Here is a 16546-nt window from a genome sequence, read left to right on the forward strand (position 1 = left end):
GCTTTCGGCCCACAGGAAGACTGTGATGCGGTTGATAGCCGCGCAACGGCTCGGGCGATCAATCAGATATAACCGGTTGTTATCCGTCCGCGCCGGTGATGCCGGCGAGGGCGGGGCGCGGCGGCAGGCGCGACCGCCTTTAAGCGGACCCGACGAATGGGTTTGGGGTCGTGCCTTTAGCCTCTCGGGTTCCGGGAATTGCCGCGATCCGCGACGGCGATGCTTGGAGGGGATCGATCGGCAGGCCGGCCGCACAGCGTTGCGCGGAATGGCGCCGGGCGCGCGGCTATTCGGTCTTTTGAACGGGGTGTTCAAGACCTGGCGTTGCCCCGACCTGACAGGCGAAGTTCGCCCGGGCGTCGACTGGGGCGAGGACGCAGGTTGCGTTGATCCAGATGCGCGGGACGGTGAGATCGAGCGCAATGAGGGCGTCGTCCGGGCGGCCGTCCTCGCGCTTGGCAAGAGGCGCATCCGATCGATGTGGTTGAAGAACGCGCGATGTGGGGTCTTGGCGGACGAGCGAGGGGCTGAAGGCGAAGATGCCCTTGCGCGGGATACGCGGTGGCGCCCTGGCGAAGGTGCGGGGCTCTTCGGATTTATCGTTCACGCGCGGTGGCGCAACTCCTCGGCGAGAAGATCGATGAAGGCCCGAACCTTGGGCTGCAGGTGCCGGCCGCTTGGATAGACCGCAAATACGTGACGGCTCGGGAGTTTGTACTGCGGGAGCAGCGCGACGAGAGCGCCGCTCGCCAAGAGTGGTTTGGCCAGAAAGGAGGGAAGGGCGCCGATGCCAAGACCGGCCACCAGCATGTCGCGCAGCAGGAGGCTGCTGTTGACGGAAAGCCGCGCCGGAATTTCGATCATCATTTCGCCTTCCGGCCCGTTCGGACGCCAGTGTCCCGGATAGTCTGCCAAGCTGTATGCCAAACAATTGTGCTGATAAAGGTCATCAAAGGATGTCACCATCCCATGAGCGGCGATATAGTGAGGCGAAGCACAGATGATCTGTTCAATCTCAATGAGGCGGCGCGCCACGAGGGAGGAATCGTCAAGTTTAGCGCGTATCCGGATGGACAGATCAAAGCCCGCCCCGATCATATCAATCAACTGGTCATTGAGCGTCAGCTCAATTTTTAGATCAGGAAATCGGGCCAGAAATTTTGGAATCAGGGGGGAGATCATCGTAAGCGCGAACGACAAGGGCGCATTCACCCGCAACCGGCCTCTGAGATTGGCGGATTCGCTCGAGAGGCGTTCTTCCAGCTCGTCGATTTCGTCCAGCAGCCGACAGCATTCGCCGTAATAAATGACGCCAGCGTCCGAAAGGCTCATGCTGCGAGTCGTGCGGTTCAGAAGGATGACGCCCAAATGATCTTCCAGGATACGGATCTGTTTGCTGAGCCCTGCCGGCGAAAGTCCAAGATCGTCGGCAGCCTTTCCAAAGCTGCCGCGCTCCACCACGCGGCGAAACGATCTCATTGCTTCAAAGCGGTCCAATTTTCGCTCTTCACGTGAGGGGGGTCGTGTCGGGGGTGATCGAGGGCGGGATCGCCGGCAGTCCCGGCGCAAAGCCAAGCGCCGGCTTCAAGAGTGTGTTGCGGATGCGCGACACGAGCGGACCGTCGATTTCGGTTCGCCGCTTCACCTCGCGCCAGCGCGGGTCGGCCGCGAATGCCGCCCATTTGGCTTCGCGCTCCGCGAGGCTCTCCCAGGCCAGCATGTATTGGAGGGTTTGGTCGCTCTCGCCAATTTCCGTGGTCCAGAAGCCCACGGGGCGAATGCCGACCTCACGCCACAACGGCAGGGCATCCCGTTCGAACCGCTGGAGCACGCTCGCCAGCCGCCCGGGCATGCACTCATAGGACCTCAGTTCGTAGATCACTCGGCCTCCTCCTGCTGATGCCGGCCCACCGATGGCAGCGGTGGGCGCTCGCCGAGGCGCGATCCTGCGCCGACGCGCCCGCCGATGAAGTCGATCAGCGCCCGCACCGCTGGCAGCACGCCCCGGCTGGAAGGCAGCAGAGCGCTGACCTCGAACGGCGCGCAGGTCCAGCCCGGCAGCACCCGGACCAGATCGCCGCGCGCGATCTCGCTCTCGCAGCACGAGACCGGGAGCAGCGCCACGCCCGGGCCGCCGCGCACCAATGAGAGGACGGTGCCGAGGTCGCTGCTCACCAGCCTGGACTTGGGTTCCAGCGCTATTCCTTGCTTGCCCTCGTGATCCGCCAGGAGCACCCGCGCCGGCCCTTCGGCGAGTATGCATAAAGGGTGGCCGGCAATCTCCTCAGGCCGCGTCGCGTGCTCGATCTGTGAGGCGTAGGCCGGGGCGGCGAAGAAGTGGCGCGGCTCGCTCTTGAGGCGGCGCCGGATCAGGCTGGAATCCTCGAGCGGGGCATCGTGGGCAACGAAGGAGACATCCGCAGTCCGCACGCCAACTTCGTCGAGGCGCGACAGGGTCCTCTGCTCCACACACACCTTGGGAAAGCGCGCGAGAAAGTCGGGCAGCGCGGCGTGCAGGCACAAGGCCGACGCCAGCGGCGAACAGGCGATGCGCAAGGTGCCGCTCGGCGCGGCGAGACGATTTCTTACGGCACACTCCGCCGCCTGGGCCTCGAGAAGTATCGTGCGGGCGTGGCCATAAAACTCCCAGCCGAGCTCGCTGACGAGAAATGTGCGGGACGAGCGTTGGATCAAGCAGGCGCCGAGCTGCAGCTCCAATTGGGCAATCCTTCGGCTCAGCGTAGACTTGGATAATTTGAGAAGTTTGCTTGCGGTCGTGATGCCTTGGCTATCCACGACATGGACAAAATAGCAATAATCATTGAGGTCTATCAATTCCTCCCCCTGCCGATCGTTGGCCGACCTGGCGACCGCGCGCGGTTCACGGGACATGGAAGGGGCGCGGCTTCTGGAAAACAGATGCCATAAAAATTCCTATGATGCAAATTTGATATGAAATTTGCGTATCAGCTTCTCTGCCAACGATGTTTCAGTTTCGGAACGATATATCCCGCTTTTGCCGACTTCCTGGATCGAGAATCCGATGCGAGCTTGGAAGCCGCCAATGCGGTGCTGAAGGCCTGTCGCCCCAGGCGGGCGATCGGGTCCGCCGCAGCAAACTGGAACAAGAAATGCTAAGTCCACTCCCCGACCAGAAGATCGACCACGTGCGCTTCTTCCATGCGCCGGACGATGGTCGCACCGTCGCCATCTTCATCGGCGCCAAGTTCGACGCGTTCGACCGGTTTCCGCCGTTCATGGAGACCGAGGCGGAGATCCGCCATGTGCAGGAGGCCTACAAGGTCGCCGATCCGTCGCTGGAACGCACCACGAAAGCGCACGTGACCGACAACGACTGGCCGCTCCAGATCATCATGCTCGAGCGGCATCCCGGCGCCACCACGCTGCCGCACTATCACGTGCCCAACGCGCCCCTGCCGGCTCTGCCGACGCGCCATCAGATCCTGGTCTGTCAGAGGGGCAAAGCGCGGGTTGGCATTTTCACGACGTCCGGTACCTCGCTCGGCGATGTCTATCTCGAGCCCAACGATCTGCTCCTCATGGCCGAAGGTCACGAGGTGGAGTTCCTGGAGCCCCGCACCCGGCTCATCGAGATCAAGCAAGGGCCCTTCCCCGGCTCCGATGCCGACGACAAGGTCGATCTTCCGAGGGTGGCAAAATGAAGCTCGCGACTTTTCGCATTGAAACCCCGGTGGGTCCGATCGACCGGTTCGGCCTGGTGATCACCGACACCGGCGCCGATGCCGCCATCGCCGCCGCGCGGGACGGGGCGGGTTGGATCGTGGATGCCAACGCCGCCTTCGCCGCCATGTCGGAGGCGACCGGCAAGCCCAACCCCTCGCTCCGCGCGGACGCCTTCCTGCCCCCGGAGCTGCACGCCACGGCCTCGCTCTATGGCCCGGCGCTCGATCCCGCGCGCGAGGTGGAGACGTTTGCTTCCACCCATTGGGATGCGATCTGCGCCGGCGCGCTGCGCGGCCCCCGGGGGGAGGCCATCGCCCATCGGCTTGCGGACGTGACGCTGCGGCCGCCGATCAAGGTGCCGGTCCTGCGGGATTTCGCGGCCTTCGAGGACCATCTTCTGTCCACCTTCGGCAAGATGGGGCTGAAGCTGCCGCCCGAGTGGTACGAACGGCCGTTTGCCTTCAAGGCCAATTCCACGTCGCTGGTTGGGCACGACCAGGACGTGCAGTGGCCTCGCTATACCGAGCGGCTGGACTTCGAGCTGGAGATCGCCGCCGTGGTGGGCCGGGCTGCGCGCAACGTGGATGCCGCGGAGGCCGGCGCCAACATCCTCGGCTACACCTTGCTCAATGATTTTTCCGCGCGCGACACCCAGCGCGGCGAGATGGCCAACAATACCGGCCCGTTCAAAGGCAAGGATTTCGCCTGGGGGCTCGGTCCCTGGATCGTCACCCCCGACGAGCTTCCGGATGTGCTGCGCACCCCCATGCGGGTGCTGGTGAACGGCGACGTCTGGGCCCAGTCCACGCCGGGCGACATGCAGTGGAGCTTCGAGGAGATGATCTCCTACACCTCCCAGGACGAGACGCTGAACGTGGGTGACGTGCTCGGTTCGGGCACGGTCAATCATGGCTGCGGCTTCGAGCTTGAGAAGTGGATCAAGGCGGGTGACGTGGTTGAGCTGGAAGCGGCGGGGCTTGGCGTGCTGCGCAACCGCATCCTCCCGCCGCGCGCGGACCGGGTGAGCTGGCGCGCCGCGCGGGCCGCGGGCTGAGGCAGGCGGGGAGGCGATTCCATGAAGATCCAGGCCGTCCACCCAAGGCCCGACGAGGCCGATCAGATGCCCTATGCCCCGGCCGTGGAAGTGCGGGAGGGCTTCGGGCTGCTGTTCATTGCGGGCGCCACCGCCTCCCCGCTCTACCACCAGCATCCCCACGTGGCGGAGGAGCACGTCCTGCCGCACGACATCAAGGAGCAGACCCGCATGGCGCTCGAGAACATCAAGCAGGTGCTGGACGCGCGGAGCCTCACCTGGGCCAACGTGGTGAAGATCACCAAATACGTCACGGACATGCGCGACATGGACGGAATGTACGAGGTGCTCTCCGAGCACTTCGGCTCCTGGCGCCCCGCCGGCACGCTCGTGGCGGTGAACAATCTCAGCGCCCCCGGTGCCCGGATCGAGCTCGACATGATCGCCGCGCTGCCGTCCGCCCTGTGACGCCCGGAACCAGCCCTGACCGGAAACAATGCCGTAGGACGGGCCGCAAGAAAGCGGAATAAACGGGCGCGAACTGAGGATGATCCCCGTCAGCATATGGCGATTGCCATAGATGAAGAGAAAGTCGTTCGCATTTACATGAGAATGGTGCCGGAAATCGGCATCTGAAGCACATGATATAAATAACGATACAACCGGGGGAGAAAAATGAAACGGACGACCTTGATTGTCGCGCTCGTCGCGGCATCTTGCGGGACCGCGTTGGGGGCGGATCTGCCCATCAAGGCCCAGCCGGCTGAGCATGTTAAGATATGCTCAGCATATGGGGCCGGGTACTTCTACGTGCCTGGGACGGATACCTGTCTCAAAATCGGCGGATACGTTCGATTTGATACCTATATCAATTCGATCGCGACATTCACCCCGTTGATTACGCCGATCGCCGGCGCTGCGTTCAACGGACCGGGAGCGGGCGCCATCGGCTTTCCCTTCCGGGACGCCGATGACGGCGACCTCTTCACCCGCACCCGCGCCGTCTTCGACATGGACGCCCGGACCCAGAGCGAATACGGCACGCTTCGCTCTTACGTGCGCATGGGCATGTCTTGGGACACACAGACGGCGCCCGGCTCCAATCCAGGCACGTCGTTGTATTTCGAGCGGGCGTTTGTTCAATTTTCCGGATTTACATTTGGCTATGTCCAGTCATTTTTTGATCTCGGACTGAATTACATGTATACGACTCCGATCGCCGGCTCGAGCAGGTGGACCACCGCGCTCGCCTACACTGCGATGCTCGGCAACGGATTGTCGGCGACTCTTTCGCTGGAAGATGCAGCCAATCGGACGACCGGCGTCCAGATGGCGGGCTCGACGCCGCAGGCATGGAACAATATCAGCACGACCACGACCGGGTTGGGCTACGCAAGCTATCAGGCCGGGCAGGACCTTCCCGACCTTGTCGGCAATATTCGTCTCGATCAATCCTGGGGTTCGGCCCTTCTTTCCGGTGCGGTTCACCAGGTCAAGGTCGAAGATCCCCTCTATGCCGGCTACGTTCCCGGCCTTGCATCATCCGGTGCTTGGGGATGGGCCGTTGGCGCCGGGGCGGAGATTAGGCTTCCGGCGCTGGCCAACGGGGACAGCCTGTTCCTCCAAGCCGGCTACGCCAGCGGCGCGGCGGCCTATCTTGGCCTTTCGGGCAGTTCGCAGGGGCTGGCCCAGGGGTTGGGTCTCATCAACCTCACCCAGATCGGCGCCCAGCTTTCCGGTTCGGGAGCCTTTTACACGGTCGCGGACGCCGTTGCGACCAACCTGCTCGGCGACTATGCTTTGACATCTGGCTGGTCATTGTCTGGTCAGTTGCGGCATTATTGGATCCCCGTCCTGCGGTCGACAATATATGCGGGCTATGTCAGCTACGATGTCCCCGCCAATATCGTCGCGGCGTCCGATTTCAGCCTGTGGCAGGTGGGGCTCAATACCATCTGGTCCCCCGTCAGGAACCTCGAGATCGGCGCGGAGATTTTGTATACGAAGCTCGACGGATCCATTCCACTTGGGAATTATGCCGCGGTCAGCGGCTCGGGAAGCCAGATCGGCTCCCTGATGGGAGGGTCAGTGGACACGTGGTCGGGCGGCTTCCGTGTTCAAAGGAGCTTCTAGCCACATCCCATGCGGAATTGCGTCTTCGAAGCCGATGCGGCACCGTCTCGAGGGTCGCAACGGCCTCTCCGGCCTGTGGAACAGAGACGGATTCACGGCCCAAATCGCAGCGCCCCGGGCGATTGGATTTGGGCCTATCCAGCCCTAAGGGGCGGGCCGGGCGGCGTTCGGCAGGTCGCTAAGATCTCTCGCGCCGCTTCTGGCGGCGCGGAACGAAGACTGAGCAGATCCTGGAGGGGAGACATCATGATCCAGAAGCCGGTGTCGGCTGACGCGCCCAGCCTCCTCACCGTGCGAGGCGTTGGAAAGTCCTATCCCGGCGTGCAGGCGCTGCGGGGCGTCGATATCGATTTGCGGCCTGGCGAGGTGCACGCCCTGGTGGGAGAGAACGGCGCCGGCAAGTCCACCCTCATTCGCATCCTGTCCGGTGCGACGCAGCCCGACGCGGGCAGCATTGCCGTGAACGGCACGCCGGTCTCCTTCGCATCGCCGCGGGAGGCGCGAAGCCGCGGCATCGTCACCATCTTCCAGGAGCTCGCCATCGTCCCCAGCATGACGGTGGCCGAGAACATCGTGCTCGGCAACGAGCCCGCCACCGGGCCGGGCCGCCAGATCTACGACCGGCGCGCGGCCGAGGCCCTGGCGCGGGACGCCCTCGCCGGGCTCGGCTGCGAGAAGGAAATCAGCCCCCGCACCCGGGCTGGCGCGCTGTCCACCGGCCAGAAGCAGATCGTGGAAATTGCCCGCGCGCTCGCCCTGAAGGCGCCCGTCATCATCCTCGACGAGCCGACGGCTTCCCTCTCCGGCAAGGAGGCGGATCTGCTGCTCGCGATCCTGCGTCGCCTGCGCGCCGAAGGCACCAGCATCCTCTATGTCTCCCACCGCCTGAACGAGATCCTGGAGCTGGCCGATCGCGTCACCGTGCTGCGGGGCGGCGTCCTGATCGGAACCCGTCCGACCAGCGCCTTCGGTGGTTCAATGGACCTGATCGAGATGATGGTGGGCCGGCCGCTCGGCGAACTGTTCCCGCCCCGCAATGCCAAGATCGGCGCGCCGGCGCTCAAGATCAGCGGGCTGCGCAGAAGCGGCCTGTTCGAGAACATCAGCTTCGAGGTGCGGGCCGGAGAGGTGCTCGGCTTCGCGGGGCTCATTGGCGCAGGGCGTACGGAGATCATGCGCGCCATCTTCGGCGCGGACCGGCGCGACGCCGGGCAGATCGAGAAAGGCGGGCGACGCCTGGCGATCCGCAAGCCATCCGACGCGATCCGCAGCGGCATCGCCTATATCCCCGAGGACCGCAAGGACCAAGGCCTCGTCACCAGTCTTTCGGGGCACGAAAACCTGCTGATGGCTTCGCTCGGCGACTATTGCACGGCCGGCATCGTTTCTTGGCGAACGGCGCGGCAGGCGGCCGAGGACATCGCCCGCCGCCTCCAGTTCCGCGGCCAGCTCGCCCGGGCGGTCCGCACCAATTCGGGTGGCAACCAGCAGAAGATCGTCATTGGCAAATGGATGCTGTCGAAGGCGGACGTCTTCATCTTCGACGAGCCGACCCGCGGCATCGATGTGGGCGCGAAGGCCGAGATCTACCGGCAGATCCAGGAACTCGCGGCGCAGGGCGCGGCCATCATCGTGGTGTCGTCGGAAATCTCCGAGCTCATGCACCTGTGCCACCGCATGCTCGTCGTCTCTGCCGGCCGGATTGAAGACGAGCTTGCATGCGAGGAATTCGACGAGCAGCGCATTCTTGCGGCGGCATTCAAAGGCCATGCTGCAGAGGCCGGAACCCACCAATAGACCTGAGCGGAACGATGCATACATACCGAGAAATGGCGGGAGATGGCATGAGGCTGGGAACCCGGCGGACAAGCCTGCTGGCGAGCCTTCGGGGGCGAGGCATGGAGCTGGTGCTTCCGCTCGTCACCGTGGCGATGATCGCGTTCTTTGCCGCCTCGTCGGAGGTCTTCCTCAGCGGCCAGAATTTCCGGAATATCGGCGTGGCAGCCGCCGGCCTCGCCGCGGTGGCGTTCGGGCAGACATTCGTCATCCTCACGGCCGGGCTCGACCTCTCCGTCGGCTCCGTCGTGGCGCTGACCAGCGTGGTCTCTGCGTTCGTCATGCGCGAGTACGGAATTGCGGCCGGGATCGCGGCCGCCCTCGCCTGCGGCGCGAGCGTCGGCCTCCTCAATGGCTTCATCATCACGCGCTTGCGGGTTTCGCCCTTCATCGCCACCCTCGCCACGCTCTCCGTGATGTCGGGATTGGCGCTCAACCTTGCCGGGGGCGTGCCCATTCTCGGCCTTCCGCCCGAGTTCAGCCTTATCGCCTACCAGTCCGTTCTGGGCCTGCCCGTGCCGGTGGTCATCGCTGCGGTCACGCTGTTGGCCGCTGAGGTGACGCTGCGAACCACCAAGTTCGGCCGCCATCTCCGGGCCGTGGGAGGCAACGAGGAAGCGGCTCGACTATCGGGCATCCCGGTGGAGAAGATCCGGATCGTCGCTTATGCCTTCTGCGGGCTCGCGGCGGCCATAGGCTCCATCATCCTTACCGCGCGCGTCGCCTCCGGTCAGCCCACACTTGGCGCGACGCTGCCGCTGGAATCCATCGCGGCGGTCGTGCTGGGCGGGGTCTCGCTCGCGGGAGGCCGCGGATCTGTGGTCAACGTCGCCGTCGGCGTCACTTTCATCAGCATTCTGGCCAACGGGCTGAACCTCCTCAACATCTCCTCTTACACGCAGATGATGATCATTGGCCTCGCACTGATTGTAGCGGTCGCTCTCGATCAGGCGAACATGAGACGGCTGTCCGGCAACTGATCACTCCGTCTCTGTCCACATATGAGCGTTACCAAACAACCAACCAGACGGAGGAGGAACCGCATGAGACCGACCCGCACATGGACAGCTGCCGTCTGCCTGCTGGCACTGGGCGTCGCAGGCATCGCCTCGGCAAAGGACACTGCGCAACTTATCGGCCTCTCAAAGCCGAACCTGAAGGGGCCATATCCGACGGCGGAGCTGTATGGGATCCTGGATGAGGCGAAGAAGGAGGGCTTCACCGTCATCGTTCAGGACGCCGGCGGATACAGCAATATCGACAGGCAGCTCGACCAGATTTCCAACCTGGTCGTCAAAGGCGTCAAGGCGATCCTGATCGACCCGAACGATCCGGCCGCCATGACCGGCGTCGCCATGCAGGCCCGGGCCGCCGGCGTTTTCCTTGTGGGAGCGGGCGTGAATGTGATCGCCCGGGGCGTCGAGCCGGACGCGGCTGTCTCCTCCAGCCATTGCAATATCGGCCGAGAGCTCGCGGCGGGCGCCAAGAAGCTGCTGCCTTCAGGCGGAAAGATCGGCATTCTCGCCGGACCGGCGGGCTCGTTCTGGGCGACCGAACGGCTACGCTGTTTCAAGGACGACATCGCAGGATCCGGGCTCAGGATCGTCGCGGAAATCGCCAGCGAGCAGGATGCGGCGACCTCTCTCACCCGAGCCAACGAAATCCTCCAACGCAATCCCGACCTCGACCTGATCTATGGAGCCGACGACGTTTATGGCGTGGGCGCCGCCCGCGCGGCTCGCAGCTCCGGCCGATGCGGCAAGATCAAGGTGATCTTCGCCGTGCTCGGCGACGAGGCGGAGGAGATGATGCGCGCCGGCTGTGCGGATTTTGTCGTCGCGCAGCAGTCGGTGCTCATCGGCCGAACGGAGGTGCGCACCGTCCGGGACCTCATCAAGGGCATCAAGCCCGACCCGAAGGTCATCAACGTGCCCCTCGTGGACGTGACTCCGGCGAACCTGGATTCCGTGGACAAGAGCACGCTCCAGCCGCCCAAGGGATGGCGGCCGTGAGGGACCGTCTGCGAGTCCGGCCAGCGTGTTTCTCGCGGCTGGTGCGCGTCATCCGGTCTTGCGGGTGCCCCAAAGCCAAGGTGAACCGCCAAGAATCTGATCCGACGCGGTTGAATCAACCTGATTGGTGACTGAGACTCGCGATCATTGATAGCGCACGTTCCGATCGGGTTGCGATGCAATCTGGCCGGAACGTGCTCTAAGGGTGTGACCCAAGCCCGCTCCTTCCCGAAGCGGGCAGCGCCGCCGCCCAGGGAGAGGCGGCTCGGAAACCAACTCAAGGTCTTTGACAGGCATGACAACGGGAACGAGAGCGAAGGCGGGGGCGCCGGTCAAGACGAGGGGAACCCGCCGCCAGGGCCGCCGTGCCGAGCCCGCGGCTGAGGCCCAGAAAGCTGCGGCGCGCGCATCGGCGGTCGTCGCGGAGCCGGGGCTCGAGACCATGCGGATCGGACGACGGCTGCAGACCATGCGGCGGGCTCAGGGCTTGACCCTCGCCGGCTTGGCGGCGTGCGCCGACTGCTCGCCAAGCCTCGTGTCCCGAATCGAGAACGGTCGGCTGTTGCCCTCTCTTTCCGTCCTTCACAAGCTGGTTGCGGGCCTCGGCACGTCGATGGCGTCGTTCCTGTCGGGCTCCGAGACGGAAGGCTGCATGGTGGTGCGGGCAGGGGACAGAAAAGAAGTGGCGCTCGACTATCTCGGCCTCCCAAAGCCGGGCGTTCGGATCGAACAGATCATCCCTCACGCCGCCGAGCGCATGCTCCAAGGCAGCCTTCTAACCATTACGGCCGGACACGGATCCGCCGGGGACTATTCCCATGTGGGGGAAGAGGCAGGCTTTGTCATCGAGGGCTTCATCGAGCTTACCATCGAAAATCAGACTCACGTTCTCGGCAAAGGCGATTCCTTCTGCTTCCGCTCGGAGATTTCGCATTCGTTCTTCAATCCGGGGCCCAGCGACGCCATCGTGCTTTGGATCAATACCCCTCCGACCTTCTAAGCGGGCGACGGCGCCGCTCAGCCTGCATGTGGAAAGCAAGCAAATGTCCGGCTCGCAACGCGAGCCGGACAGCTTTCGCCCGCCTTCGGCGAAGCGGGCTCAATTCCCCGGGCCGACTATTTGCTGTCCGCGCCCACCTTCATGTCGCTCGCATAGGTCGCTGCCATGCCCCATGCGCCGCCGTAGCGCTTGCCGATATCGATCACCTGCACCGCAGTCTGCTTCCGCACCCAATCGCGCTGCCATTCGAGCATGAGGGCGATCCAGCTGACAGGAGTCGCTCCCGCCTGGATGAGGCGCTGGATTGCATGCTCATGGGTAGCCGGATCGATATCCGCAGAAACGTCGGTGAGAACATAGACCTGATAACCGTCTGCCAGCGCGGAAAGGGCCGGCAGCATCACGCAGCTGGCCGTCCACAGGCCGCCGATGACGATCTTTTTCCGGCCGGTGCGGCGAACTTCCTCCACCACACGGCCGTCGTTCCAAAGATTGATGGCCGTACGATCATAGATATTCAGGTCTTTCCGGGCCGCGGTGACCTGAGGAAAGAATGGCCCCGCGAAAGATTTTGCACTGGCCGTAGCCAAGATGGTCGGCACGCCGAAGACCTCAGCCGCCTTGGCAATGCCGACCGCGTTGTTGACCAGATTGGTCTGATTGATCGAACTGATGGTAAGGCCGAACATCTCTTGCAAATCGACGAGTATCAGGACGCTGTTTTCGGCCGACAGCGGCTCCAGGTAGCCGCTCCGGGGCGAATTTTCGGCCGGCGCCTGCGCAAACGCCAGTCCGGCATCACTGGCGCACGCAAGAGCAAACATCGAGGCTGCAACAAGCGCTCGTTTCATGGCATCGTTTCTCCATAGTTTGATCGCTCCCATGTTGTCCACAGATCGGGGGCCAACCGGAACTAAACTTGATAATATATTGCATGTGCGAATACGGTAGTTCCTGAAACTCTGAATTCTCTCTTCACTGAGAGAAGAAAATGCCAAGCGTCCATTCTGGGAGGGGCATCTTCAGGATTCATCACGCGGTGGATTTCCCGATGTCGCGCGCGGCCTCCGCGGTCGAGGGAGGTTGCGGCGAAGGTGAACGACCAGCCAATTCCTGCGAGGCGGCGCACCGAGTTTCCGCGCAGACCGGCAACGGTCCTGATCCAGCCGGGCGCCTCCGCGGTCCCGACGCGGAGGCTGGCACCGAACCGGCGGCCCAGGGGCTCGCCTCGCTCGCCGCCGCCGCAAATGACCAATAGACAAATTGCGCTGCCCACGGCCTTCCAGCGGGGAGGCGGTCGCCCTCGCGGCGGCGAAACCCAGACCTCGGGCAACCGCGCCGGTCCTGCGCAAAGAGGCGCAAGGGCGCATGGCCTTGCGCTCCACCGTCTCGCGCAGCGCCTCCGCGCCTCCATCCGGCCTCACGGCATCAGGCGCAGATCCTCCAATGGGCGGTCCCGCCGCAGCATCCTCTGCACGACCCGATCGCGCGACAGCTTGATATGCTCGATCACCGCCCTGCGAGCCGCCGGGCCATCCCGTCTTGCGAGTGCCGCGATGATGTCGTCGTGATCGTGCCTGAGATCGTCAACCTCGTTCTCGCCCAGCCCAGCAAACAACACCCTTTGGATCTCGTCGAAGGTCTGCGTTGTCGCCCTCAGGAGACGGGTGTTGTCGGCGACGGCTGAAATCAATTCGTGAAACGCCTGGTTGGCGCGCATGAAGTTCCTGTAGCTCTGGGCATCGCCGACCACGAGGGAGGCCGACGACAGGCGCCGCATCTCGGTCACATGCTGGTCGGTGATCCGCGGGGCCGCCAATTCCGCGGCGGCCCCCTCGGTGATCATGCGCATCTGCACCAATTCGTGGAAATCGCGCAGCGTGAGTTCAACAACCGCGTAGCCCCGCCGCGGGATGACCTTGACCAGTCCGTCCTGGCGGAGCCGGGTCAGCGCCTCTCGCAGCGGCGAGGTGCTGACCTTGTAGCGCGCGATGAGATCGGCCTCGTTGAACACCTGCCCCTGCGGGATCTCGCCGAGCGTGATGGCCACCCGCAAATCCTCGTAGACCCGCTCTCCGAGGGAAAGTTTGGCTTCGGCCCTGCTCTCGTTCATCGATCGATCCGACTGCATCCTCGGCGGAGCGCAGCCGACGACATCGGGGCATGCGCGGCGATTCCGACCGATCATACGGTGCCCGGGGCGAAAAATCGCCGGGCGATAATAATTCCCAGGACGGCCACGACAACGACGAGGCTGACCACGAACAAGCCACCGGCGATGTCGCCGGTCTCGCTCGCCACAAGGCCGAGCCCATAGGGCGCGAGAAAGCCGCCCAGGTTGCCGAACGAATTGATGACGGCGATTCCGCCCGCGGCTGCGGTGCCGACAAAGAGCCGGTTGGGCATCTGCCAGAACACCGGGATCGTCCCGTAGGCCCCCGCAAGCGCGAAGGCAAAGGCGATGATCGTGACTGCCGCAGAGCTGTGGAGGCTAGCGGCCATAGCCGCTAGCGCGACGCTGGCGACCAGAAGAGAAAGCACGCTCAAGATGAGCGGGCGGCCGGTGCGGTCTGCGATGAAGCCGTTGAGGATCATGGTTGCGGAGCCGAGCAGCGAGGCTCCGGAAACGATCCATCCGATGGTCGGCAGATCGGTTACTCCCGCTCCGCTTATGATGGTCGGCCCCCAGAAGGCGACTGTGGCATTGGCGACGATCACGCAAAAATAGATGGCCGTGAACGTCCACAGGCGACGATCGCGGATCACCGCCCGGAAATGGCTCTCCCGGTCGCCAAGGCGGGCGTGGTCGCGTTCAAGGTCGGCGGCGATCGCGGCGCGCTCCTCCGACGAGAGCCAGTGCGCGTCTTCTAGGCGGTTGGTGAGATAGAACAGGCAGAAGATTCCGATCAGCACCGTCGGCAGCCCCTCGAGGACGAACAGCCACTGCCATCCCGACAGTCCCTGGTGGGCATGAAGCGCGCTCATGATGATCCCGGCAAGCGGCCCGCCGAACACACCCGACAGCGCCACCGAGGACATGAAGATGCCGAAGACCTTGGCCCTCCGGTCGCTGGGGAACCAGAGCGTGAGGTAGAGAATGACGCCGGGAAAGTAGCCCGCCTCGAACGCGCCGAGGAGAAAGCGGAGCGCATAGAAGGTGAACGGGGTCGTTACGAGGGCCATCAGCGCGCAGGTGACGCCCCAGCCGATGGCGATCCGCGCGATCGTGCGCCGCGCGCCGATCTTCTGGAGCAGAAGATTGCTCGGCACCTCGAAGAGCAGGTAGCCGATGAAGAAGATGCCTGCTCCCAGGCCGTAGACGGCATCGCTGAAGCGCAGCTCGTCAATCATCTGGAGCTTGGCGAAGCTCACATTGACCCGATCGATCCACGCCATGACCCAAAGCAGCATAAGGATCGGGATGAGCCGAAAGGCGATCTTCCGGTAGATCGGGCTCAGATCGTCCGCCGCGCGTGTCGGCACGGCCTCGGTGCTCACGACGCTACTCATTCTACCCTCCCCACCTGTCGCTGGATCGTGAAGGCGTCTGCGCGCCCCAAATAAAAACATCAAAAAAATTTCATAAAGTCAACTCAGGGCCGTTCTAGACCGGCTAGAAGGCGCTAGCCTGCCGGAGGTCGGAAATTTTTCAATTGACTGCGCCACGTCAACGCGCATCATTAAAATATCAAAAAAGTATGGAAATCAAAATGCGCGACTTTCCGGTACTGGCTGCCGCGGGGGACATCGTCATCAGGCACAGGCTTTTCGACGCCGGGGGCGCGCTCCACCGGGGCTACGCCGACACACTGGAATTCCTGCGTCGGTCGGACCTTGTCTGGGGCTCCTGCGAGGTCCAGTTCGCGCGCGAGGGCTACCGGACCGACGCGCCCATCGCCTACCTCGCCGATCCCGCCATCGCCGGCGATCTCGGGCGGGCCGGCTTCGGCATCATGACGGTCGCGACCAACCACACCTGCGACTTCGGCCCCGCGGCGTTCCTGGAGACGCTCGACCATCTGCGGGCAGCCGGCATCGCGCCGGTCGGTGGTGGGCGCACGATCGACGAAGCGATGGCGCCGAAGGTGATCACGGCCGCCGGACACCGGATCGGCTTTCTCGCCGTCTCGTGCCTGTTGCCGCCAGACTACGCCGCCACCGACGCGCGTCCGGGCATCGCCCCGCTCCGGGTGGAGCAGTGGGCCGAACTTCACCCAATCCTGCTGGCGACCGAGCCCGGAGCGCCGCTTGCCGTGCGCAGCCGGGTCCGGCCGGAGGACGTCGCGCGCCTCGTGGAGGCCATCCGCACGCTGCGACCGAGCGTCGATCATCTCGTGGTCAGCGTCCATTGGGGCTACGGCCGCGGCGACCCGCAGGCGGAGTATCAGCGCCCGCTGGGACACGCCATCATCGATGCCGGCGCCGACCTCGTCCTCGGCAATCACCCCCACAGCCCCGCCGGCCTTGAGACCTACCGGGGCCGGCCGATCCTCTACAGCCTCGGCAACCACATCGCGCAGCAGGACTGGGCGAACGCGACCCCGGTCCAGCGGGAAATCTTCTCCCAGATCGATCCCTGGTCGCTGGTCAGCCGGATCGCGTTCGGGCCGGCGGGCGTCCGGTCGATCGAGTTTCGCGCCACCGAATGCGATGCGCAGGGCATGCCGGTCATCGTCGCCAGCGAAGAGGCGGCGCGGCCGACCCTCGATCGGTTTCGCCGCCTGTCGCGGACCATGGGCACCGAGATCGAGATCGACGGCGCGCGGGCGGTGGCGCGAATTGCCCAAGCCGGCGCCATTCCCGATGCGGCCGCATCCTGACGCGGCC

16 protein-coding genes are annotated in these 16546 nt (G+C 64.3%); 9 read left to right on the forward strand and 7 right to left on the reverse strand.

What is annotated here, in order from left to right:
• Positions 1-286 precede the first annotated feature (286 nt).
• Genes ABLE88_RS15230 through ABLE88_RS15245 form a run of 4 tightly spaced genes read right to left on the reverse strand, consistent with a single transcriptional unit; the run spans position 287 to position 2892 of the window.
• A complete protein-coding gene (locus ABLE88_RS15230; RefSeq protein ID WP_348832528.1) occupies positions 287-607 on the reverse strand; it encodes a hypothetical protein in 321 nt (106 codons plus the stop codon).
• Positions 604-1497, reverse strand: coding sequence for a LysR family transcriptional regulator (locus ABLE88_RS15235; protein WP_348832529.1), 894 nt, complete (start codon positions 1495-1497; stop codon positions 604-606). The genes ABLE88_RS15230 and ABLE88_RS15235 overlap by 4 nt, the downstream gene beginning before the upstream one ends.
• Positions 1498-1507: 10 nt before the next feature.
• Entirely contained in the window at positions 1508-1882 is a 375-nt protein-coding gene (locus ABLE88_RS15240; RefSeq protein WP_348832530.1) for an NIPSNAP family protein, read from the reverse strand.
• Entirely contained in the window at positions 1879-2892 is a 1014-nt protein-coding gene (locus tag ABLE88_RS15245) for a LysR substrate-binding domain-containing protein (protein WP_348832531.1), read from the reverse strand. Before ABLE88_RS15245 ends, ABLE88_RS15240 begins: the two co-directional genes overlap by 4 nt.
• A gap of 239 nt (positions 2893-3131) precedes the next feature.
• Between ABLE88_RS15245 and ABLE88_RS15250 the strand changes: the two genes are divergently transcribed.
• The 8 genes from ABLE88_RS15250 to ABLE88_RS15285 all read left to right on the forward strand — a co-directional run bounded on the left by ABLE88_RS15250 (position 3132) and on the right by ABLE88_RS15285 (position 11719).
• On the forward strand, positions 3132-3683 hold the full coding sequence (locus tag ABLE88_RS15250) for a cupin domain-containing protein (RefSeq protein WP_348832532.1): 552 nt from the start codon (positions 3132-3134) through the stop codon (positions 3681-3683).
• Positions 3680-4759 carry a fumarylacetoacetate hydrolase family protein gene (locus ABLE88_RS15255; protein WP_348832533.1) on the forward strand — a complete coding sequence of 360 codons (1080 nt, stop codon included), beginning with the start codon at positions 3680-3682 and terminating at the stop codon, positions 4757-4759. Before ABLE88_RS15250 ends, ABLE88_RS15255 begins: the two co-directional genes overlap by 4 nt.
• 21 nt (positions 4760-4780) lie before the next feature.
• Positions 4781-5206 carry a RidA family protein gene (locus tag ABLE88_RS15260; protein WP_348832534.1) on the forward strand — a complete coding sequence of 142 codons (426 nt, stop codon included), beginning with the start codon at positions 4781-4783 and terminating at the stop codon, positions 5204-5206.
• 207 nt (positions 5207-5413) lie between these two features.
• Complete coding sequence (locus ABLE88_RS15265; RefSeq protein ID WP_348832535.1) at positions 5414-6871, forward strand: porin; 1458 nt, start codon at positions 5414-5416, stop codon at positions 6869-6871.
• 75 nt (positions 6872-6946) lie between these two features.
• Positions 6947-8668 (forward strand): sugar ABC transporter ATP-binding protein, encoded by a 1722-nt coding sequence (locus ABLE88_RS15270; RefSeq protein WP_348832536.1) that lies wholly within the window; start codon positions 6947-6949, stop codon positions 8666-8668.
• A gap of 101 nt (positions 8669-8769) precedes the next feature.
• Complete coding sequence (locus ABLE88_RS15275; RefSeq protein WP_348832537.1) at positions 8770-9687, forward strand: ABC transporter permease; 918 nt, start codon at positions 8770-8772, stop codon at positions 9685-9687.
• Between the two features lie 63 nt (positions 9688-9750).
• Positions 9751-10719, forward strand: a complete 969-nt coding sequence (locus tag ABLE88_RS15280) for a sugar ABC transporter substrate-binding protein (protein WP_348832538.1) — start codon at positions 9751-9753, stop codon at positions 10717-10719.
• Between the two features lie 295 nt (positions 10720-11014).
• Positions 11015-11719 (forward strand): cupin domain-containing protein, encoded by a 705-nt coding sequence (locus ABLE88_RS15285; protein WP_348832539.1) that lies wholly within the window; start codon positions 11015-11017, stop codon positions 11717-11719.
• A gap of 116 nt (positions 11720-11835) precedes the next feature.
• Here the strand turns inward: ABLE88_RS15285 and ABLE88_RS15290 are convergent, their stop codons facing one another.
• From ABLE88_RS15290 to ABLE88_RS15300, 3 genes are all read right to left on the reverse strand, one after another.
• Positions 11836-12570 carry an isochorismatase family protein gene (locus tag ABLE88_RS15290; RefSeq protein WP_348832540.1) on the reverse strand — a complete coding sequence of 245 codons (735 nt, stop codon included), beginning with the start codon at positions 12568-12570 and terminating at the stop codon, positions 11836-11838.
• Between the two features lie 569 nt (positions 12571-13139).
• Entirely contained in the window at positions 13140-13832 is a 693-nt protein-coding gene (locus ABLE88_RS15295; RefSeq protein WP_348832541.1) for a GntR family transcriptional regulator, read from the reverse strand.
• Positions 13833-13903: 71 nt separating this feature from the next.
• Positions 13904-15229, reverse strand: a complete 1326-nt coding sequence (locus tag ABLE88_RS15300; protein WP_348832542.1) for an MFS transporter — start codon at positions 15227-15229, stop codon at positions 13904-13906.
• A gap of 200 nt (positions 15230-15429) precedes the next feature.
• On the opposite strand from ABLE88_RS15300, the gene ABLE88_RS15305 reads away from it, so the two are divergent.
• Positions 15430-16539, forward strand: coding sequence for a CapA family protein (locus tag ABLE88_RS15305; RefSeq protein ID WP_348832543.1), 1110 nt, complete (start codon positions 15430-15432; stop codon positions 16537-16539).
• Positions 16540-16546 lie beyond the last annotated feature (7 nt).

The organism is Xanthobacter luteus (assembly GCF_040049235.1).
GTDB lineage: Bacteria > Pseudomonadota > Alphaproteobacteria > Rhizobiales > Xanthobacteraceae > Xanthobacter.